The organism is Vibrio sp. V31_P5A7T61 (assembly GCF_009904895.1).
Taxonomy (GTDB): domain Bacteria; phylum Pseudomonadota; class Gammaproteobacteria; order Enterobacterales; family Vibrionaceae; genus Vibrio; species Vibrio metschnikovii.
On the sequence record NZ_WXWI01000072.1, the window covers coordinates 1 to 22,422 of the forward strand.

At 45.1% G+C, this 22,422-nt stretch carries 19 protein-coding genes; 8 read left to right on the forward strand and 11 right to left on the reverse strand.

All coding sequences use genetic code 11. From position 1 onward, the window contains the following. Positions 1 to 456: transposase (locus tag CAG58_RS15825; protein WP_161439752.1), on the forward strand; the 456-nt coding region annotated here is incomplete at its 5' end. Positions 457 to 504: 48 nt separating this feature from the next. Here the strand turns inward: CAG58_RS15825 and CAG58_RS15830 are convergent. Both CAG58_RS15830 and CAG58_RS15835 read right to left on the reverse strand, forming a co-directional pair. After that, entirely contained in the window at positions 505 to 1,404 is a 900-nt protein-coding gene (locus CAG58_RS15830) for a cation diffusion facilitator family transporter (protein ID WP_161429749.1), read from the reverse strand. Between the two features lie 176 nt (positions 1,405 to 1,580). Continuing rightward, positions 1,581 to 2,459, reverse strand: coding sequence for a LysR family transcriptional regulator (locus CAG58_RS15835; protein WP_004397076.1), 879 nt, complete (start codon positions 2,457 to 2,459; stop codon positions 1,581 to 1,583). Between the two features lie 193 nt (positions 2,460 to 2,652). Here CAG58_RS15835 and CAG58_RS15840 point away from each other — a divergent pair, with 193 nt between their 5' ends. Then, entirely contained in the window at positions 2,653 to 3,234 is a 582-nt protein-coding gene (locus CAG58_RS15840) for a class I SAM-dependent DNA methyltransferase (protein ID WP_161425665.1), read from the forward strand. A gap of 59 nt (positions 3,235 to 3,293) precedes the next feature. Here CAG58_RS15840 and CAG58_RS15845 read toward each other — a convergent pair whose 3' ends face one another. Then, a complete protein-coding gene (locus CAG58_RS15845; RefSeq protein WP_161425662.1) occupies positions 3,294 to 5,276 on the reverse strand; it encodes an acetoacetate--CoA ligase in 1,983 nt (660 codons plus the stop codon). A 243-nt stretch (positions 5,277 to 5,519) separates the two neighbouring features. On the opposite strand from CAG58_RS15845, the gene phhA reads away from it, so the two are divergent. The 6 genes from phhA (at position 5,520) to CAG58_RS15875 (ending at position 10,676) form a co-directional block, all read left to right on the forward strand. Beyond that, positions 5,520 to 6,314 carry a phenylalanine 4-monooxygenase gene (phhA, locus tag CAG58_RS15850; protein WP_161425663.1) on the forward strand — a complete coding sequence of 265 codons (795 nt, stop codon included), beginning with the start codon at positions 5,520 to 5,522 and terminating at the stop codon, positions 6,312 to 6,314. Beyond that, a complete protein-coding gene (locus tag CAG58_RS15855; protein WP_161425664.1) occupies positions 6,304 to 6,636 on the forward strand; it encodes a 4a-hydroxytetrahydrobiopterin dehydratase in 333 nt (110 codons plus the stop codon). The genes phhA and CAG58_RS15855 overlap by 11 nt, the downstream gene beginning before the upstream one ends. A 287-nt stretch (positions 6,637 to 6,923) precedes the next feature. Further along, positions 6,924 to 7,478 carry a diaminobutyrate acetyltransferase gene (gene ectA, locus CAG58_RS15860; protein ID WP_170906168.1) on the forward strand — a complete coding sequence of 185 codons (555 nt, stop codon included), beginning with the start codon at positions 6,924 to 6,926 and terminating at the stop codon, positions 7,476 to 7,478. Positions 7,479 to 7,489: 11 nt separating this feature from the next. Beyond that, the gene (gene ectB / locus CAG58_RS15865) at positions 7,490 to 8,755 is read left to right on the forward strand and encodes a diaminobutyrate--2-oxoglutarate transaminase (protein ID WP_154170947.1); all 1,266 of its coding nucleotides are present in this window, start codon (positions 7,490 to 7,492) and stop codon (positions 8,753 to 8,755) included. 9 nt (positions 8,756 to 8,764) lie between these two features. Continuing rightward, a complete protein-coding gene (locus CAG58_RS15870; protein ID WP_154170948.1) occupies positions 8,765 to 9,151 on the forward strand; it encodes an ectoine synthase in 387 nt (128 codons plus the stop codon). Between the two features lie 94 nt (positions 9,152 to 9,245). Continuing rightward, a complete protein-coding gene (locus tag CAG58_RS15875; protein ID WP_154170949.1) occupies positions 9,246 to 10,676 on the forward strand; it encodes an aspartate kinase in 1,431 nt (476 codons plus the stop codon). A 178-nt stretch (positions 10,677 to 10,854) separates the two neighbouring features. Here the strand turns inward: CAG58_RS15875 and CAG58_RS15880 are convergent, their stop codons facing one another. The 8 genes from CAG58_RS15880 to CAG58_RS15915 form a co-directional block, all read right to left on the reverse strand. Continuing rightward, positions 10,855 to 11,067 (reverse strand): hypothetical protein, encoded by a 213-nt coding sequence (locus CAG58_RS15880; protein ID WP_158137042.1) that lies wholly within the window; start codon positions 11,065 to 11,067, stop codon positions 10,855 to 10,857. A 221-nt stretch (positions 11,068 to 11,288) separates the two neighbouring features. Next, a complete protein-coding gene (locus CAG58_RS15885) occupies positions 11,289 to 12,221 on the reverse strand; it encodes an ABC transporter permease (RefSeq protein ID WP_158137414.1) in 933 nt (310 codons plus the stop codon). Between the two features lie 17 nt (positions 12,222 to 12,238). Further along, on the reverse strand, positions 12,239 to 13,207 hold the full coding sequence (locus CAG58_RS15890) for an ABC transporter permease (RefSeq protein WP_072670638.1): 969 nt from the start codon (positions 13,205 to 13,207) through the stop codon (positions 12,239 to 12,241). Beyond that, the gene (locus tag CAG58_RS15895) at positions 13,204 to 14,229 is read right to left on the reverse strand and encodes an ABC transporter ATP-binding protein (RefSeq protein ID WP_161425984.1); all 1,026 of its coding nucleotides are present in this window, start codon (positions 14,227 to 14,229) and stop codon (positions 13,204 to 13,206) included. Before CAG58_RS15895 ends, CAG58_RS15890 begins: the two co-directional genes overlap by 4 nt. Then, on the reverse strand, positions 14,219 to 15,184 hold the full coding sequence (locus CAG58_RS15900; RefSeq protein ID WP_161425983.1) for an ABC transporter ATP-binding protein: 966 nt from the start codon (positions 15,182 to 15,184) through the stop codon (positions 14,219 to 14,221). Before CAG58_RS15900 ends, CAG58_RS15895 begins: the two co-directional genes overlap by 11 nt. 4 nt (positions 15,185 to 15,188) lie before the next feature. Beyond that, positions 15,189 to 16,841, reverse strand: a complete 1,653-nt coding sequence (locus tag CAG58_RS15905) for a peptide ABC transporter substrate-binding protein (RefSeq protein ID WP_161425982.1) — start codon at positions 16,839 to 16,841, stop codon at positions 15,189 to 15,191. Between the two features lie 199 nt (positions 16,842 to 17,040). Then, entirely contained in the window at positions 17,041 to 21,117 is a 4,077-nt protein-coding gene (locus CAG58_RS15910; protein WP_161425981.1) for a zinc-dependent metalloprotease, read from the reverse strand. A gap of 165 nt (positions 21,118 to 21,282) precedes the next feature. Continuing rightward, on the reverse strand, positions 21,283 to 22,137 hold the full coding sequence (locus CAG58_RS15915; RefSeq protein ID WP_161425980.1) for a hypothetical protein: 855 nt from the start codon (positions 22,135 to 22,137) through the stop codon (positions 21,283 to 21,285). Between the last annotated feature and the right edge of the window lie 285 nt (positions 22,138 to 22,422).

The window sequence follows — 22,422 nt, forward strand, 5'->3', positions numbered from 1 at the left end:
GGCGTACTCACCTCTTTAACAGATAGCCAATATGACCTTCAATCCCTGTTGGATGTCTACTTCGAACGTTGGGAGATTGAGAGCAGTTATGGAGAGATAAAGCACGACATGCTAGAGGATGAACGTCTTCTCCGAAGCCAGTCTGTAGAAGGGGTAGAACAAGAGGTATGGGGAATACTGATTGCTTACAATCTGGTTCGCTTAGAAATCAGCCGCATTGCGAAAGAAGCCAAGGTATCACCTCTTCGAATAAGCTTTATGATGGCACTTCGAGATATCCAAGATGAACTGATGTGGTGTGCGATAGCCTCACCCGGCTCAATCCCTAAAAAGTTGAGGGCAATGCGAGAGCGAGTAAAGCGTTACATTCTTCCAGAACGAAAAAAACGGCCCAAATCCAGGACCGTTCGTATGAGTAAAACTCGCTACCCAGTTCGTTCCAAACACGCTAAGTGATAGGAGTTAGCCATTAACGGCGGGTTTATTGGTTAGGATAAGCAGGGATTAACGCGCGATATTGACGTTAATTTGTAGTTTCAGTGGTAACCCAGATAAACGCTTAGCGATGGTTTTTCTGGTTTGTTCGATATCATCGACTAAAATTACATCGCTGTTGTCTTCAGGATAGATATCCACATCTACCCATAATTCTGGACCGACTTTGGTCACTCCGGTTAATTCAATATCTTGCTCTGATTCTTTACAAGCATCGATAATACTTTGATCAACGCGCTTACAAATATCTTTACTCGGTGACATAAGGAATATTTCGCGTAATGCCGTTTTCACCATCCCGAAAGGTACTTTTAAAAAATAAAACGACATAGCAAGCATCATCAACGGGTCAGCATAGACCGCATAGTGAGCGAAGGGAGTAAAAGTCACACCCAGTGCCACAATAAAGCCGATGGTTACTGCAAGGCTGAGCAATGTATCCATTTGCCATTGTTTAACCTCTGCACCAATCAGGCCTGAAGCGTGGCGTTTACTCAGTTTTGCCATATACCACCATGCTAAGCCACAGCCGATAACATTGACTGTACCAAAAAGGGTTGCAATCGAAGCATCGACTTCTCTACCGCCAGTGATTAAAGCACCGATCGCAGAATACAGTGAGTAGGTGACGAGTAGTAAGATCACGCTGCCTTTGATAACAATAACCGCAGGTTCAAATAGCGCACGACCAAAAGGGAACTGCGCATCAGACGGCTTACGTATATAACGTGAAGCGACCAGCGACAATAATGTTAACAGTAAACTGATGAGAGAGTAGACTCCATCAAAGACAATAACTAATGACCCTACAAGTAAACCAACCACTAATCCGCCAAGGGCAAATACTGATGCGATAAGGGCGGAGAAGGTTAAGACACGATTTTCATTTAAACTTGTTTGAGCACACATAAAACATCTACCGATTTAAAAACTAAACGTATTTTGGCTTAAAATCGGTCTATTACAATCTCAATTTACTTACACATCTAAATAAAAAACACGAATTTAAAATAAATCCATTTAAAACAGTGGGTTGTGTGCTATTTTTGCTGTCAAAAATATTGACTCTGACTGCCATTGGTTATTTAAAAGTCAAATAGGTAATCACTGAGCTTATCAGCTAGCCAAAGCATGGCTGGATTTTCTGCGTCACCAGGGATGGTATACATGCAATAATCTTCTTGAGTTAAGCCGTAGGTATGGCGAATAACGGTTAAACGTTGTTCGCGCAGATGATGGCGAATTAATGGCTCAGGTAACACTCCCCAAGCGCTTTCGGTCAATATGGTCGCCAGCATATATTCAAAACTTGAGAAACCAATATAGCGGCGAGAAAAGGGCTCAAGGTTTGAGTTATCTTGATCATTGAGGTAAACCATCACCGCTTGCATCGATTTACGTAAGTCTTCATCGGACACTCGTTTGAGTTTAGTTAAAGGATGACTGACGCTACAGACCGACATCATGCGGATTTTACCCAGTGGCTGGTAACTGATACGAGGATCGTCCAAACGCTCGTAATCGACACCAAACGCGAAGTCAACCTGCTCGGTTGCGACTAAACTGGCTAGATCACCACTCGAGGCAAGGACGATGTTAAAGGACGTATTAGGAAATAAATTATTCAGTGAATGAGCCAAATCTTGCCATAACACATCAGGCAGAGAGTCATCACGCGCAATCCACATTTCAGCGGCAAATTCATCACACACCTGCGAGCAGGTGCGTTTAATTCTGGTCGCTGTAATTAATAAGCTTTGGCAGTCTTTGTAGATAGCCTTACCGGCTTCCGATAATGTGACTTGATTACCACTGCGGACTAATAGCTCAACCTTAAGTTCATTTTCCAGCGCTTTTACCGCCATACTCAGTTTGGTTCGGTTACATTCCAATTGGCGAGCCGCCTCGGAAACTGAGCCTGCATCGGCGATAGCACAAAATGCTTCTATTTGTGATAGGTTCATGAGGGTTCCATTATTAAACGTGAGCGACGTTAATCAGGCTGATAACTTCCACTTTACATTGCCGATTTTCTCAGCATTACGATGAATATTGTATTTTCTTAACCAAGATTGTTCGCTAACGCTATGAAGTTGACTCTATTTTGGTTTAATCTTGGCATATTACCAGAATACAAGACGTAATACGGAGACCATGATGGTACACGACTGGGATAATCTCGCGAAAAATTGGGAAAACAATACAACAAACACGATGTTTGTTCAGCAGGTATTTCAGCAACTGAAGACCTTAACGTCCTTGGATGGCAAGCATATTCTTGATTATGGCTGTGGGACGGGTTTCTTAAGTCAGATGATGTCCCCCCTAGCGAAAACTATCGTCGCATTGGATAGCTCAGAATCGATGATTGAGGAGCTGGATAAAAAAGAGCTACCTAATGTCGAGCCTGTGGTCGATAGTTTAACGCGCGGCTTAGTGGCTCAACATCCAGCTTTTCGAAAGCAGTTTGATCTTGTCGTCGCCGCTTCGGTGTGTGCTTACGTTGATGACTTTCCACAAGTAGTCGAGATTATTTACTCGTTACTAGACCAAGGTGGTTTGTTTATTCAGTGGGATTGGTTAGCAGACAATACGCTGGCCGATCACCATCTACATGAACTTAACGTTAGACAGGCTTTTACCCAAGCAGGCTTTACGACCATTGAGGTTGCACAAGCGTTTGTCATCGCTACCCCGGATGGACCACAAGCCGCCTTTTTTGCATTAGGACGTAAATAGCCGTACACACTCTGGTTTGAGTCTGTATTTCGATGTGAGCAGGGTACGGCGTTGGTTGATTAGGTGGTCGCGTTGGCATAACTCGCCACCTCATCAAGCACTTCAGGATGATCAATCGCATGACGATTGTCGACCGTTTGCCCATTGAGTACTTGCTTAACCGCTAACTCGACCAATTTACCGGAGCGCGTTCTCGGTACTTTAGAAATAGGGTAGATTTTCTTCGGTACATGTCTCGGTGAACATTGGGTGCGCAATTGTTGTTTAATGGTCTCGATCAGTTCATTGTTGAGCGAAGCACCTTGTGACAACTCAATAAAAAGAACAATAATTTCATCGCCTTGCTGCTTTTGGCCGACGGCGACTGCATCCGCTATCTCGGTAATTGATTTAAGCGCTTGGTAAATCTCCGCAGTACCGATGCGTACTCCGCCAGGATTGAGTGTCGTATCACTTCGGCCATAGAAGAGAAATCCGCCTTGTTCTGAGCGCATGACATCGTCACCATGATGCCAAGTATTGGGATACTTCGCCCAGTAAGCATTATGGTAGCGCTCGCCGCTATCATTCCAAAAGCCAATCGGTTGGTTGGGAAAACTGTTACGGCAGACTAATTCTCCGCGCTGTTGCATGACCGCTTCTCCCCGCGAGTTAAACGCCGCTACGTCCATGCCTAACCCCGCGACTTGGCATTCTCCACGATAGACGGGTGAGAGTGGGTTACCCAAGACAAAGCAACCACAAATATCAGTGCCTCCAGAAATCGAGGCGAGATGCACATCGGATTTAATATGTTGATAAACATAATCAAACTGATGAGGATAGAGCACTGAACCCGTAGAACAGATCGTTTTAAGATCCGCGAGGTGATGATGTTGATTGGGCGAAAACCCCGATTTTTGCAATGATTCTAGATAAATAGCAGAAGTGCCAAACAGCGTTGTTTGTGATTGCTCAGCCAATTGCCAGAGAACATCGGGATTCGGATAGATTGGGCTACCATCAAAAATCACTAAGGTCGCTCCACTTGCCAGCGCTGATACGTGCCAGTTCCACATCATCCAGCCGCAGGTCGTGTAGTAAAACACCCGATCATTCGCTTGGATATCACAATGTAATTGGTGCTCCTTCAGATGATTGAGCAGTGTTCCTCCGACAGAATGAATAATGCACTTAGGCTGTCCAGTCGTGCCTGAAGAGTAAAGAATAAACAAAGGATCATTAAATGCTACGCGTTGGTAGGTTAATCCTTTTGGTGTATAGCTAGCGAGAATGGATGCCCAATGGGAAAAATGCTCATTGATGCTTGGGTTATAGGCGCGCTTTTGCAGATAATCAATTTGGCAGACATTATTGAGCGTCGGTAATCGAGTCACTACTTGGGAGTTTTGCTCATGCATCTGGTGTGTTTTACCTGAAAAGGTATACCCATCGCAGCAAAATAGAATTTTAGGCTCTACTTGTGCAAAACGCTCAACCACGCTGTTAACCCCAAAATCCGGGGAAGTTGATGTCCAGATTGCCCCTAAACTGGTGGTCGCGAGCATGGCCACGACCGCTTCTGGAATATACGGTAGATATGCCGCGACTACATCTCCTCGACCGATGCCATTTTGTATCAACCACTGCTGAATCATGCAGACTTGATCAGAGAGTTGTTGCCACGTTAAGTGGCGACTTTGGCCGCGCTCATTATGAAACCAAAGAGCAATATTTTCCGGCTGTTGATAGGCATAAGCGAGTAAATTTTCTGCGTAATTAAGCTCCGCATTCGCAAACCAAACGGTATCTCGACTCGGCATGAATGGGGGCCAGCGTGCCTCGCCTTGAGTTGATAATAACGTTCCACGTAAGCCAATCACATCACAATATTGCCAGATTTCACTCCAGAACCGTTCGGAAGATTGAACCGACCATTGATGCAGTTCATCATAGTGAGTCATTGCATAGCCTTGTTGATGAAGATGTTGCATGAATTGGTACAGTTCAGAAGCATGAATACGTTGTTGGCTAGGTGTCCAAATCGGGTCAGAGTGAGACATGTCTTCCTCAAGTTAGCAAATTTTAGATAACAAAAGTGTTGTATAGATTGCTGTAAAGTCAAAAAAGAAGATTGATAAACAAGCAAAATTATAGATTAAGGCATACTCAATAGGTGGGAACGCCATCAACGAATGTAAATAAATTGTTACAGAGATAAGTCAATCCAATCCTTGCAGAGGAATGGCAGATTGAAGCAACCGTGAATACGCTAAATGTAATAATAATGTTACGGAGATTCCGTCATGAGTTGTTACGTTGCTAAATCACTCAATCAACACGGTGAGATCGATTGGAGCGAAGAAGAGCATGGTGTGTGGCACGATCTTGTCGCTCGTCAGCAGTCGATTGTTAGCGAGACCGCTTGCCAGCCTTACCTAGATGGATTGGATTTATTGGCACTGTCAGCGGACAGAGTCCCACGACTGTCTGAGCTTAATCATACCTTAGATCGAGAAACCGGCTGGCAAATTGCCCCCGTTCCCGCCTTAATCAGCTTTGATCATTTTTTTGCGTTATTGGCCGATAAAAAATTTCCCGCGGCAACGTTTTTACGATCTCGGCAAGAGTTTGATTATTTACAAGAGCCCGATTTTTTCCATGAAATTTATGGCCATTGTGCCATGTTAACGCACCCAGATTTTGCGGCATTTACTCATCGATATGGTCAATTAGGCAAGAATGCTTCTCCTAAAGCACGGGCTTATTTAGCTCGTTTGTACTGGTTTACGGTTGAGTTTGGCTTAGTAAAAGAGCAAGGGGTCGTCAAAATTTATGGCGGCGGTATTCTCTCTTCTCCTGCCGAAACACGCTGCGCGCTAGATAAACCAGACGCGCAGCATCGGCGATTTGATTTGTTACAAGCACTGCGCACCCCGTATCGAATTGATCATATTCAGCCGGTGTATTATGTATTGGAAGAGATAGGTGAGCTTTACTCACTCAGTCAATTAGATTTAATGCATTATGTTGAACAAGCCATGGCACTAGGCTTACTACCAGCGCCATTTACTGTAAAGGAAGAAAACTATGTTGGATGAATTACGTTGTGAAGCCTGTGATAGCAACGCAACTGCTTTAACTCAAGATCAGCAGCAGACATTACTGAGTGAACTTGATGGATGGGCACTGGTGCATCGAGACGGTGTTCCTCAGTTAGAAAAAGTCTATCGGTTTAACAACTTCAAGCAGGCTTGGGCGTTTTCTGAGCAGGTAGCCAACCTTGCTGAAGCGATGCATCATCATCCTAAAATCACGGTCGAGTGGGGTAAAACGACATTAACTTGGTGGACCCATGCGATTAATGGACTGCACAATAACGATTTTATTTGTGCTGCACGCTGCGACAAACTGCCCCGTTAAGTGAATGATCACTCAGGCGATATTGAGTGTTCGCCTGAGTGATCTTGCCCCAGTTCTATCCTCATATTCTCCTTCATTCTATCTTCATAAAACTGTCATTATTGTTACACATCTAATCTTTTTGCTGTGATGGGTTTATTTTTATTATTATTTTTTATGTATATTTATCATTGGATTAAGTGGTGATTTTGCTTTTTTGGTAAAATTCAAGCTTGAAAAAGTCGCTGAGACTGTTAGTTTATAAAAGAAACTTGTTTAGAGCTCTAATGGATAATATGTATCAAACTATGATGACAGCATCGCCTTGGGTTGCATACCCAGAAATTATGCAAAACACTCAGGATGAGTGGACTTTTCGGGTTCCACACCGAACGGATGGTAAGCGAGTCCATGATCTGATAGCACAGTGTGCTCCGCTGGATGAAAACTCCGCTTACTGTAACTTCTTACAATCTACCCACTTTCAAAACACTTGTGTGATAGCCGAGCGTAATCAGGAATTGGTCGGTTTTATTTCAGCCTATCGCAAGCCGGATAAGCCGAATGAGTTATTCATTTGGCAAGTCGCAGTGAGTCCAACTGCGCGAGGTATGGGTCTGGCTTTCCATATGCTGAATGAGCTGCTGACTCGTGATGAATTGAGCGATATCAGAGTGTTAGAAACGACCATTACTCGTGATAACCAAGGCTCTTGGAAATTATTTAAAAAGCTGGATCGAGCACATGGCGAACGCGGTGAAGTGTCTACTTTTCTCGATGAGACTCGCCACTTTGATGGCGAGCATGACACGGAATACTTGTACCGTATCCCGCTCTCTCTTCCCACCAACCAAAAAGGATAAATCCCATCGTTATGGATATCTTCAAAAAGAAAGAATCAAACGTTCAATCTTATGCCAATAATTTTCCTGTTGTGTTCTCCACAGCAAAAGGAAGCTGGTTGTATACCCAAGATGGTGATGCCTACTTAGATTTCTTAGCGGGCGCAGGCTCGTTAAATTACGGCCATAATAACGCCATTTTTAAACAGGCATTGCTTGAGTACATTGATAAAGACGGCATCACCCACGGTTTGGATATGCACTCAGAGGCGAAAGCGGATTTTTTACATGCGCTACAAACCTACATTTTTGAGCCGCGTCAGCTTGATTATAAAGTGCAGTTCACCGGACCAACGGGGACGAATGCGGTTGAAGCGGCGATGAAACTGGCGCGTAAAGTGACAGGGCGAACCAATATTGTGGCTTTCACAAATGGCTTTCATGGCTGTACTTATGGCGCTTTAGCCGCCACAGGGAATCAACATCATCGTGGTGGTGCTGGTATGGGGCTATCCGGGGTGACTCGTATCCCTTACGACGGTTATGCCGATATCGATGGCCTAGCGCTGTTTGAGACCATGCTTGGCGATCCGTCCTCTGGTTTGGATAAACCCGCCGCTGTGCTATTGGAAACCGTACAAGGTGAAGGGGGGTTAAACGCAGCCTCTTACCCTTGGTTGCAAAAGCTGAGTAAAATTTGTCGAACGCACGGTGTACTGATGATTGTCGATGACATTCAAGCTGGTTGTGGACGTACAGGAACCTTCTTTAGTTTTGAACCTGCTGGTATTAAGCCAGATATAGTGACGTTATCGAAATCGATTGGTGGTTATGGTTTACCGCTCGCGATCGTCTTGTTTAAACCAGAGTTAGATGTTTGGAAGCCCGGAGAGCATAACGGCACCTTCCGTGGCAATAACCACGCCTTTGTGACGGCGGCGAAAGCCTTACAAACCTATTGGGCTAATGATGATTTTCAACAGCACATTAAAACCCGATCTGAACAAGTTACCCATACGATTCAGCAGACCATCCGCCGTTTTCCAAGCCTATTTACGCGTTTAAAAGGGCGTGGATTGATGCAAGGTATTGAATGTCAAGATGGCGATATCGCCAATAAGATTGCTCGCGAATGTTTCCGCTTAGGCATGGTGATTGAAACCGCAGGGCCACAAGATGAAGTGGTGAAGTTTTTCTGCCCCTTGACGATCAGTGAAAATGAACTGGAGCAAGGCTTAACGATTTTCCAGCAAGCGGTGGAAAACGTCGCTCCGCAGTTTATTCAAAAAGCATCCTAAGGAAAAATTATGATTGTTAGAACATTACAAGAATGCCAACAAAGTGAACGCCGCGTCGTCGCCGAAACGTGGGAAAGTGTTCGCATGTTGCTCAAAGACGATAACATGGGGTTCTCGTTTCACATCACGACGATTTATCAAAATACCGAGACCCACATACACTACAAAAATCATCTGGAATCGGTCTATTGCATGTCGGGTGAAGGGGAGATAGAAGTCGTCGGCGGTGAAACTTACCCGATTAAACCAGGTACTCTGTATATTTTGGATAAGCACGATGAGCATTATCTACGAGCCAATAAAGAGGCCGATATGGTGATGGCATGCGTATTCAATCCTCCGATAACGGGAGCGGAAGTCCACGATAAAGATGGCGTTTACCCCCTCGTTGAGTGAGCCACTGACCATAAGCAGCGTCAATGGATGTTGAACGAATCAAAGTCTATTACGCTGCTTATCACCTAACCGATATTCAATACAAGGAGACCTTATGTCTTACACCGTAGAAAAAATCGGTGGTACTTCCATGTCGGCGTTTGATGCTGTACTGGACAATATTTTTTTAAAGCCGACGAACCCGTATGGACGAGTGTTTGTGGTGTCGGCTTATTCAGGGATGACCGATGCACTTTTAGAGTGTAAACGCACCGGGAAACCGGGTATTTATCAAATGATTGCTAAGCGCGATGAACATTGGCAAGACGCGATATACGAGCTTGAACAACGGATGTTGATGATCAACGAAAATCTGTTTGCTGATCCCATGAGTCGAATTCGCGCTGATAAGTTTATTCGCTCTCGTCTTTCTGAAGCGGTCAATTGCGTCAACAACATTTTAGAAACCTGCCAATATGGTCAGTTTTCATTGCGTCATTATTTACCACAAATTAGAGAGTTCCTCTCTTCTATTGGCGAAGCGCACAGTGCTTATAACACCACGCTGAAATTGAAAACGTTGGGCATTAATGCTCGGTTTGTCGATTTATCGGGGTGGAGTGAACAAACGCGTGGCCAGTTGGATGAGGTGATTGAACGTGCCTTTGCTGATATTGATGTGACGCGAGAGTTACCGATTGTTACCGGTTACGCTTATTGCGACCAAGGCTTGATGAAGAGTTATGATCGCGGCTACAGCGAAATGACCTTTAGCCGGATAGCCGTATTAACCAATGCCTCCCAAGCGATCATTCATAAAGAATATCACCTTAGCTCCGCAGACCCTAGAGTCGTTGGGCCGGAGAAAGTTCGCCCGCTGGGACTGACGAATTTTGATGTCGCCGATCAGCTGGCTAATCTTGGTATGGAAGCGATTCATCCTAACGCCGCGGCTGGATTACGTAAAAAAGGTATCGAGCTTCGAGTCAAAAATACCTTTGAGCCGGATCATCCTGGTACGCTGATTTCAAACCATCATCAACCGGAAGCCAATAAAGTCGAGATCATTGCTGGACGCAACAAAGTGTTTGCCTTACATATGTTTGATCAAAGCATGGTGGGTAATGTTGATAATGCCAGCTATGAACTGATGGAAATCATTGCTGAAGCGAAAGTGCATTTAGTCGGTAAAGAAATGAACGCAAATTCAATGACTTACTTCTTAAGTGGCACGAGCGACAACTTGAATCATGTCTTGTATAAAGCAGAGAAGCGTTATCCGAATGCGTCGATTTCAGGAAAAATGGTCGCGTTAATCTCGGCGATTGGAGCCTCGATTAATACCAACCTCGCACTTGGCAAAGGCATGCAGTCTTTAATGGAAGCAGGGGTCAACCCGATGGCGGCTCACTCATCCATGCGCAATGTTAATGTGCAATTTGTGGTGGAAGACGGTGATTATAACAGTGCAATTTGTGCGTTACACCAAGCCTTAATTAACCAAAATACCAGCGTGAAAACGGACGATAAAGTCAAAGCGGCTTAGTCCTTTTACCCGCGAATCATAGCAATCCAACCGCTACAGAGCTGATGACTTTGTAGCGGTTTCGTATTTTATTGCGGTGTTGTTCAATCAATCTCTTCGCTCCTTAACCCGTTGGGTTGGATCAACAAGGCTTGATTGTTAATCGTTCATAGAGGTGGTTGTTCGTCGATCTGGGCGATTAATGAATCGTCGGTTTCCAAAGGTTGGCAAGTTTCATGACGTCTAGCCATAACCAAAGACCAGGTATCAAAGCGACCACCCGTTTTGGCGGCGGTAAAAAAAGAGTATCTTGGCTACGTTGAGGAAAAGCCATCACGGCTGGCCAATTTGGACTTGCTGCTCCCGAGGCAGTTTCCGAGACCTGTAAATGGATATTGGGCAAGGTATTCATCGTTACCCCCGTTAATACGTTTAAGAGTCAATGTAGGTGGCTTACCCATATAGATAAGGCAAAAAATACGGACTTCAAGCGAGATAAGGAAAAATAGTGTGTTTGTTTTTTCTCACCCTCACTGGTTTTGCATCAAGCCGTCTTAAGGATAAAAGTGATTGAAAAAAAAGCCGCCCTCGAATACAGGGGCGGCGCAGATGATCTTGATAAAGGATGAGCGTTTAAGCTTTAGGATCTAACGCATCTTGTAGCGCATCACCTAAAAAGTTAAACGCCATGACGGTGAATAAGATAGCCACTCCCGGATAAATCGCCAGCCCTGGGGATTGCCAAATCATTTCTTGGGCATTTTGCAGCATATTACCCCATGAAGGCAGGGGCGGCTGAATACCTAAGCCAAGGAAAGATAAAGCACTCTCAAGCAAGATGACGCCACCTAAGGCCATGGTGGTCGAAATGATCACCGGTGATAGCACATTCGGCAATACGTGTTTACGGATGATGCGAGCGGAAGAAGCGCCATAACCAACCGCGGCTTTGACATATTCACGCTCACGAACCGATAAGGTGCCAGAACGCACCAAGCGTGCAGTAGTCGGCCAACCGAAGAGAGCGACAATCACAATGATCCGTAACAGACTAATGGTATCGCCTTGCACCCATTCATCCGGTAGACCTAACTTACGTAAGTCCACGGCGGCCAGAACAATCATCAATGGTAAGGTAGGCAGTGAGAGGGTGAAATCGGCAATGCGCATTAAAATCGCATCGACTTTTCCGCCAAAATATCCGGCACAAACACCAATCAAGCTACCGATAATCGCTGTGGCAAATGCCGCTACCGCGCCAACCATTAATGAGATTTGCCCACCATATAAGAGACGTAAAAAAACATCACGGCCCAGTTCATCGGTTCCTAACCAATGGGTACTGCTCGCTGGTTCTAAGCGAGCAAAGAAATTGACGTCAAACGGGTCATGACCCATCCAACGCGCAATTAAAGAGGCAGAGAAACACAGGATCACCAGCAGTACAACAAAAATGGCACTGACTACACCGGCTTTATGGCGCTTAAATCGGTTCCAGACTAAACGCCAAGGTGAAACACTTGGCTGAGCTTTTGGCTGCTCAGGAAGCACAACATTCGAACTCATCGTCGTTGTTCCTTGACTCATGATGTCGCTCCTCGGCTTAGAGAAATACGCGGATCCAATTTTGCGTACAGTAAATCGGCCACTAAGTTACCCAACAATGCGGTAAAGGTAATCACCATTAAACCGAGCAACGCCAGATTGTAATCATTCCCCATAATGGCATCAAAAATCAGTTTGCCCATCCCCGGCCAAGCAAAAATCGTTTCGGTAATTAACGCTCCTGAGAGCATAAAGCCAATATCAAGGGCAACGATAGTGACGAGTGGGATCATCGCATTACGTAGGGCATGATGAATCACCACCCGTTTATTATCCGCCCCTTTAGCTTTAGCGGTACGAATATAATCTTGGCGCATCACTTCCAGCATGGTGCCACGCACGTAACGTGAGTGGCTCGCAACGTTTAACACGGTTAACGTGATCGTCGGTAGTACCATATGTTTAGCGGTTAACCAAAAACCGCCCCCTTCAGCTTGTCCCGTTCCGCCAGCCGGAAACCAGCCCAAGGTGACAGAAAAGAGTAAAATAAGCATTAAGGCTAGCCAAAATGCAGGGGTAGAAAAGCCGACAAACGCAGCAAAGCTAATCAAATAATCGGCCCAGCTACGGTGTTTTAACGCGGCAATAATACCGACGGGGATAGCAATCGCCAAAGAGAAGAAAGTCGCGAAGCCGACTAATTTTAAGGTATTGATTACCGCTGGGATCAAGACATCGATCGCTGGTTGCGAATAGAGCCTTGAATAACCGAAATCTCCTTGCAAAGCGGAAGTTAGCCAGTGCCAGTAACGAGTGATGAGCGGTTGATCCAATCCGTATAACGCTTTCATCCTTGCCACATCGGCAGGTGTCATGGTCGGATCGGATTCAAACATCAAATCAATCGGGTCGCCCGGCATCAGGCCAATAAGACTGTAAGAAACAAAGGAGACAAACAGCAAAACCAATAGGCTTTGAATAAAACGATGAGCTAAATAGGTTTTCATGAAACCTCCATAACAGCAATATGAGCATCATTTTTTACCGCATCAGAATGGGTCACTAATTGCGGATAGTGACAAGCGACTTGATGTTTGGCGTGGGCGAGCGTTTGCATCGCGGGTTTTTTCTGACGGCATAGCTCATCAGCAAAAGCACAACGCGGATGAAAGGTGCATCCGGATGGAGGGTTAATTGGACTCGGTACATCCCCCTGTAGCGCTAAGCCTTTACGTCTGCGTCCCAGAGCGACCTCGGGTACGGCAGCAAGTAGAGCTTGGCTGTAAGGATGAGCAGGGGCAGAAAAGAAAGCTTCGCGCGGCGCTTGTTCGACAATACGCCCTAAATACATCACCACAACGGTATCCGCCAGATGATCGACGACCGCCATATCATGGCTGATAAAAAAGAACGACAGTTGGCGAGTTTCTTTTAACTCAACAAATAAGTTGAGCACTTGGCTTTGTACCGAGACATCCAGCGCGGATAATGGCTCATCAGCAATGATCAGCTCCGGATCCAAGACTAATGCGCGTGCGATACAGATCCGTTGACGTTGCCCGCCCGAAAACTCATGAGGATAACGGTTGAGTGCATCTTCACTTAAGCCAACCGAGTATAATGCCTCTAATACTTTAGCGCGTTGCTGCTCACGATTACCCATACCATAGACTTCTAATGGCTCAGAGACCAGTTGTGAGACGGTCATACGAGGGTTAAGCGCCGAATAAGGGTCTTGAAAGACCAGCCCAAGTTGCTTACGCAGCGCTTTCATGGCTTTTTTGCTTAAGTTAGCGGTCGGTTGCCCTGTGATGTATACCTCGCCTTTACTTGGTTTTTCAAGCAGTGAGACCATTCGGCCTAAGGTGGATTTGCCACAGCCAGACTCGCCGACAATCGCTAAGGTTTCGCCTCTGCTAATCTGCAGTGAAATATCATCCACCGCGTGAAGATATTGCTGATGGCGTCCAAAAAAATCACTGTCGCCAATTGGATACGCTTGGCTGACATTATCGAGTTTAACTAGCATGGGCAAACTCCACTTGATGGCACGCAACGCTGTGCGAGTTTGAAAGGGGGAGTGTGGCTGGCATCTGCTGGTGGCAGAGCGGTTTCGCTTGCTGACAACGATCGACAAATGGGCAGCCGAGACTGCGTTGCCCAAGTGGAGGCACACTCCCAGCAATTGCGGGTAAACGAGCTTGGCGGTGGCCAATTCGCGGTAGGGTAGCGAGTAACCCTTGGGTATAAGGATGCTGTGGATCGCTAAACAATTGATCAGAGGTTCCTTCTTCTACCACCCGACCGGCGTACATCACGACGACGCGATCGGCAAGTTGTGAGACGACACCTAAATTGTGACTAATAAATTGAATGGCGGTGCCGGTGGTTTCTCGCAGCTCTTCAAGCAGGTCTAAAACCTGTGCTTGTACGGTAACATCGAGGGCGGTAGTTGGCTCATCGGCAATGATCAGTTTAGGCCGACACGCCAGCGCCATGGCTATCATCACCCGCTGGCGCATGCCACCAGACAGCTCATGTGGATAAGCTTTGGCGCGACGCAGTGGATCGGGGATATGCACTTGTTCCAGCATTTCAATCGCTTTTTGTCGCGCTTGTGCTTTGTTGTCTCCTTGATGAAGAAGAAACATTTCTGCAATTTGATCGCCAACCGTGACCACCGGATTTAAGGCGGTCATTGGCTCTTGAAAGATCATCGCGATGCCTTCACCGCGTAGTTTTTGCCACTGCTCGGCGGTATTGGTCAGGATATTTTGTCCGGCAAACGTGACCGAACCAGAGGCTTGCATAATCGATGGTTGCAGCCCCATTAGGGTTAAAGACGCTAGGCTTTTGCCACAGCCAGACTCACCGACAATTCCGACAATCTCACCAGCATGGATACGATAACTAATATCATGCACGGCTGGGTGACCATGGAAGGTCACCCGTAATTGGTTTACATCTAATAATACTTCGCTCATTGGTTTATGCCCCATCTTTACGCCATTCTTCTACCCACAAGGTAGAGGGGTATTTATGACCCGTTGGGCGCACGCCTTTTAGCCACTTTGGCATCACATAACTATCAGAGCGGAAGTAAAGAGGTAACGCGGGTAAGTCTTCAGCGTAAAGTGACTGCATTTTGTGGAACAGTTGATGTCGAGCCTCATCATCGAGCTCCACTTCAATTTTTTCGAGTAACGCATCCATATCAGGGTTGCTATAACCGATGTAGTTTTGTCCAGCCCAACTATTTTGTGCCGATGGGATCTGCGCTGAATGAAGCGTAGTTAATGGCGGGCTTTCTGGTGCTGACGCCCAAGCAAACATCGCGAGTGCTTGATGTTTACGTTGATTAAGCGTTTCACCAAAAAAGACGCGAGCGGGTTGGTTATTAATTTGTACGCGTACGCCAATTTGTCGCCATTGTGATTGCAAAACTTGCTGGACCAATTCACGAGAGCGGTTACCGGCGGTGGTCATTAATTCTAACTGGAGTGGACGACCTTCTTTATCAACCATGACATTGTTACGCAGTGTGTAGCCCGCTTTTTCAAGCAATTGACGAGCTTTAACCGGATCGTATTGGTATTGATGTACTCCATCAAAAAAAGTGACATCGAGTGGATGAACGTTACTGTGAGCAACGGGTTGACGTCCTTCAAATAGACGATTGACCAGCTCTTCTCGGTTCATGCCGTACATCAGCGCTTGACGTACTTCACGAATGGCGAGATGCGGATTATCCATTTGAGTATCAAGATGTTCGTAGAGTAGTCCTGGCGCGTATTCGACCGTAAAGCGATTCGCGTGACGCTTCTCAAATTGTAAGGCTTGTTCAATTGAAAAGCCCAGCTCACCCGGAACGTAGTCGACAGAACCTGATAACAAATGTGCTTCAAGCGCTGCCGTGTTTTCGACGACTTTAAAGATCAGGCGATTAAAATCTGGCGCTTGACCTTTCCAGTGCGAGTTACGCTCTAAGGTGATGAAGCTACCTTGTGAAATTTGCGTGATGCGAAAAGGGCCATTGTATAAACCAGGATGCGTGGGCTGGGTAACGTACAGCGTTCGACGATCATACGTTGTAGGATCTTCGCGATAGATCGCTTCTTCTAGATGAGCAGGGAGCACAGACGGAACATAATCACGGTACTTAAAGTGCGCTTTATTAAGATAGACCTCGAAGGTCTTGTCATCCAAAGCCACCACTTTCTCCATGATTCGGTTGCTTTCTAAACCGGGAATGCCTTTGACATTAGGATCGGTCAGAACGGCATGAGACAGGAGCACATCTTTGGTGGTGATGGGGGTACCATCTCCCCAATATAAATCATCTTTGAGCTCAACAGTGAGTTTGATACCGAGTGTGCCATCTTCTCTGGTGTATTTTCCCGCACGTCCATTATCCAAAGAAGGGGTTTCTGTACATAACATACAGAAACTTTGCCAATCATGGTTATAAGCGACCATATCACGAAAGGCGGTCCCCATAATCAGCGAGTTGGCTGTCATTGAATCAATCACAGGATGTAAGTTACTTGGGAATTGAGTAATGCCCAATGAAAGATCATTGGCAATGCTTGTCGCACTAAGCAAACTGCTGCTTAAAGCGACCGCTAAGAGTGTTTTTTTCATCATCACGGCTCCATGTGTAATTATCAATGGGTAATGTTGCATATTTGTTTCTTTCATTCAATAAAAGGCATTAATGCCAAGAGAATGATTGAATCTGTGTCTAGATTTAATAAGTCCCAGCTCAAAAAGTGAGCTGGGAAAGTGTTTTTCTGATCACGAGGATCAATACAATTCGTTATCAGAAATCATGGGTTATCTATTAGCGATTTGAAATCGGTAAACTATCAAGAATCTGATAATACTGGCCGGCAACTCGCTCAAATTCACCATTGGCGTAAGCGTTAATTAACGAGAGATCGGCTGTCCAGAAAAACTGTTGATCCACTGATTCATTGGCATAGCCTTGAGCGACATTGTCAACGGCAGTGAAGTACTGCTCTTGAAAATCGGATGCAAACAGGGCACGACTGCGCCAGAAGATGTTATAGAGCTCTGGGAGGCTAAACGTTAACGGATTATCACGGTTTTGATAGCGATTCTCTTTCTTAAGCAGAGGTGTGTTATCTTCCATCGCTAATGCATTGATAAAAGCAATAAACCTTTCAACTTCATCATCGCCTTCATCTATCTTAAGATCCACAAAGCGTTGTATTAACTCAGGGTTAAGTGCTTTGATCGGGCTATGAAAGGCGGGGATAATCGTTTCCAAGATACCATTCCAAGCGGTTTCAATTTGCGTGGTTTTTTCGCGTAACTCGGCATTAGAATAGTTTTGCAGTTTGGTGGTTAACTGATAACCCTCGTTTGCCTGTAGAGCACTGGCGTATTGATAAGCCATGGTGTTGGCTTTGCTGGCGACATAACGTTGGCCATAGAGATCAAACGGTATGGTTTCACCAGCGATAGTGCCGGAACGATCTTGCTGTTTAGTCCAGCTGTCGTATTGGGCGATACCACGACTGCGCACTTCAAAATCATTCGACTGCATCTGCTCAACGGCTTGTTGTAAGATCAAGCTGGCTAAGTTATTTCGTGAATTCTTGGAAATATTGAAGTCATCCATGATTCCATCAGGTAATGGTGGTAAAGATTCCAATAATTCGGTTTTATGCAGATTGACGGTGACCCCACTATTGATAGGGAGTGTGTAAGCATTGCCGTCTTTATCGCGCAAAGCAAGCGGAGTATTGAGCGCTTCTTTAGCGATGAGGTTGGCCATAATATTATCAAATTGTGCTTTGACACCAGGTAGATCGAGCAAGTTAGCATAGCTCACTTCATCGGTTTGGCGTAGTGAATAGCGACGGGCAAGTAAATTACTGGCGAGCAATTTATCAGGCCAGATCCCTAACACAGAGACTGCATTTGACCATGGAAAATCGGGGTCAAAGCCTTTGACGGAGTTAATGAATCGACCATTCACCGTTTCTGCTACGGGTGTAAATCCACGAGCAAAATCGTTAATGATTTCAGAGCTTACCGAGTCAAAGCAAGATGCATCACCAATATTGTAAGTGGCAGGTATCTTGAATGAGTAGCCATTGAGCATATGCCCTAGTGATTCAACTCGATATTGATTACCGTTTTGTAAAACACATTGATGTTCTGGAGTCGCTAAGACGTCTAAAAAGAACTGTGCCGCGAGCTTTGACGCATTACCTAAATCGCAGAACCAAAAATCCGTATCTTGACCACGACAGTACTCGGGATTACTGGTTAAGCTGCTGAGAAAATCCCCAGGTTTGGCACCAGCAGGAGCGATACCTCGTGAACGATAAAGATAATCGATGCGCTCATGGTCTTCTAAGATATCACGAATTTCATTCATTTCTCTAAAGCGACGTAAAACGTAGCTTGGGTAATCACTATTGAATAAACCAGAAATACCATGAATGCCAATATTACGAGCATCATAGCTGTCTAAATGACGTTGCCATGAATAGGTGACGATTTCGGTTAAATTTGTTCCTTCATCAAAGCGGTTACAATCGCTATTGAGAGAGACATTACCATCAGTACAGAACTGATAATTGATCTGCGCTAACTCTGACAAATTATGCTGTTGTTTAATTTGAGCGAGATAGTTTATTGCGCCATAGCGCACTTGCTCATACAGGGCGTTGCGATAAGGCGATTGATGAGCATTATAAGCAATCGCATCAAACGTCGATAAGTCACAACTATACCGTACTTGTCCATCGTTGAGCTGACCACGGGGTTGGCAATCGAGTAAACTTGGGTTATTTGGATTTCTCGCACTCAAAATAAAGGGATTCTCTGCATCAGACTGAGCATGCACTGAATTTGCTGGCGCTGTGATGTCAATTTTACGACCGTAGGCAAACTTAAGGGCGGCAAGATCATATTTACCCCAAGTTGGCAGTTGATCGAGCATGCTTGGTGCGTAATCCATGATTGAACTATAAGCGGGAATATTATTGAGACCAATGGCTTTCGCTTCTTGTTGAGTATAGAAGTTCGCCTTGTCATTCGAGCCTTTAAAGTTATGACGCAACCCAAGGTTATGCCCTAACTCATGAACCAGCGTTGAGGCATAAGTTGCAACCGTAATCGCATCTGCCGCTTGTTGTTTCAATTCACTAGGGAGAGCAGACCAGCGTTTTAACTGTTTAACTTGTTCCCCTTGTGCGTTAGTGATGGTGTCAAAAAAACCTGCATCGGTTAACGGCAAGTTATCCAATAGAGTTTTAGAGGTTGAGGAAACCCAAGTGGCTTCGACGGGATAAATATTGTTTTCAGACCAAGTGGCTAAACGGCGTTCTTCGGCATGCAGTAGCTCCTCTAGGCTCATGTCATCATCAAACTTGCGAAAGATTGATTCAGGGAGGCGAGCAGACGGTCTTTGATTTAGGGCATGATCAGCGCCTAATAACGGTACCTGAAACTGGGTAGTATCCACGCGCTCAACTTGTTCCATTAATCGCAATACATTCTGCTGCGCTAAGCGAGCGGCAATATCTTGAGATAGGGCTTGCGTGCTTTGTGCGTGAGCCGTGGTTATCGATTCACTATCCGATAGGCTGCGTTCAATTTGGCCACGATTGTAAAATCGCACCAAATTATCCCAATAGAAAGGCACTCCAGCCCGAGCAACTCCTGAGTATTGGTTAACATGAGCTTTTAAAATCTCACCAGTTAAAGGATGACTGACGGATGGACCATAACCAAGTAGACCATTAGCCAACGGCTCATCGATAAGGTTAATTACATTGTAGCGAAGATCACCGGGATGAATATTCATCGGTTGGTTGTGATTCACAATCGTGATGGGTGGTTTTCCTGAATCAGGTTCAATGATCTTAAGGGTACGATTCATAAGATCGATGGTTTCTAATGTTGAGTCCAAGAACAGTTTGTTTTTTGGCTCAAAGAAACTATCACTTAAATAGTATTCAATCGGTTGGTTAGGATTGAAACGGTTGAGATAGGTCACCGTTCTATCATAGCGGTTGGTGACGGGATCCAGAACTTTCGATGACGTGGTAAAAAAACCGATGTCATTTTCATCTTTTACAGGATACGGAATGGGCTGATAATCCGCGGAAGCTAATTGGCTTTCATGAACTAAAGAGTAATGAAAACGCGATTTAAACGCTCCGTCTTGAATGGCATCACGCAGCCCTGCGCGGTTTTCCCATTTGATGTACGAGCTACGCTTATCTTCATCAATTTTGAATGTACGCTCAATTTCAAAATTGAGTACGCCAGCTTTAGGATCAAACTTCCAAGAAATCAGTTCTGCTTTGCCTATCTCAGAAATACCTTCACGAATGCCATAAAAGTCTTCCCAGTTCAGCTCTGCAATCAATAGATCTTCAGGCTTAGGGGTAAAATGTGTGTTAGCACGAAAAGGGAGGTTGGCGTCTTTGTTTGCTTCTTCTTTATTAACACAATCACCATAGCGATCTTCTTGACAACGATAAGCGGCGAAATCCCCCGGTATGGTTAAAATGTGTGAGAAATTCGTTTGTTTATCACTGCCAACGGCGTTGCTTGGTTGTGGTATACAATAGCCATTAGCATCTTTGGGGAGAGTCGCATCAGGATAGTTGCTATCGTAGTTGCGAACTTCTAAACCACGCTCACTAAAACAGACTTCTGCATAGCGGCCCATGCCTTGTAAAAAAGGAAACTGATTAATCGCAAAGCGCGGAGCGGCACCAGTGGTCGGAACGTAAAACCAGCGACCTTCTGTTTTAAGATCTTTTACCGCGATTTCTTTGATATCACGGGGAAGCGTATCATAAGATTGTTTATCTGCGCCGCATCCCGCCAAAATGGCGGTAATCGACGATGCTAACAAGAGTCTTCTCATCGTATTGCTACCTATGTTTGTTGTGTTTATTTACTCGTACACATCAACCGATTCATCAAGCACAGACAATGAGTCATTATTGAACGGATAATAATGACCCATGATGGGTTATGCCGATGAAAGCAATGAATGTGTGATAGTTTGTTATAAATCGAGTGGTGTTTGTTAATAGTTCAAACTGATACTGGCGGAGTAAATCACTCTATCTGCATCAAAAAGATCGATGTTCCCTAAGGTACCCTGTGCGGCATCGTAATAAACACCGGAGTTTGAGGCTCCGACATTAAAGGCCACATGTTGGTTTACGCGGTAACTGAGATTGACATCGCCTGCGTAATCGAATGAATTACGTCGCGTACCAGCGTAGCTAATGGTATTGCCTCCCAGCACTGAACTGCTAAGAGTAAAATCGCGCCACTGGTAACTGCCAAGAAAGTGAAAGCCGTAAATCCATTCGGTTAGCGAACGCTCGCCCATGGTTTCATAGCGGTGGAAATTTTTGCGTAAGCGAGGTGTAAATTGCCAATCTATATTGACCGCTTGCCATTGGATAGGGGTTGATAACCTTAAGGCGGTCGTCAGTTTGTCTTTGCGTGAAAACTCTGATGTTGGCAGGGTGAATTGAGCTTGCCAGCCAATACGTCCCGTTTCACCAAAAGTAAATTGAGACTGTCGATGTAAAGCGAGAGCCGTGTCAGTAAAAAAATCACCGCGCTCTTGCTGTAATGGACGGTAAGCGCCAGTTGAAAGTGAAACTGAATAATGAGGAGCAAAGGTATGGCTGAGTGTACTGTTCCACCATAGCTTACGTTCTGAGCGGTAATCATTTTTGTTGTAAATATTTGAATCATAGCCAAAAGTTAAACTGGCTGCATAGCTGGGTACAAAATCAGCGCTTTGCTCAGATTCCGATTCTGACTCTTGTGGGTAAACAAAAGGTTGAGTGTTGGCAACGGCTTGATGACTGACCATCAGCAATGACGATAGCATCACTATCAGTGGTGAAGAGTAGATTTGCATGTATTAACTTCCATGTTGCAATGTGTGTTGTGTGGCAGTTCATCATGTGTATTTCACCAGTTGTTACTCATCAATGTGAGCTAAACCATTCCTTAGTGATACCGATTCATGTGACTGTTATATTTGTTTAACATGCTTGTAACTCAACTGACTTAATTCAAGCAATCTATTTTTGGGAGTGATTTGTGGGGTGTTATTTATTGATACCGTAAAGTTTCATCTATTGAGCTATTGAACCGCAGAATATAAATAAGCTATTGTGCTTAACTGCCGACAGGTCGGATC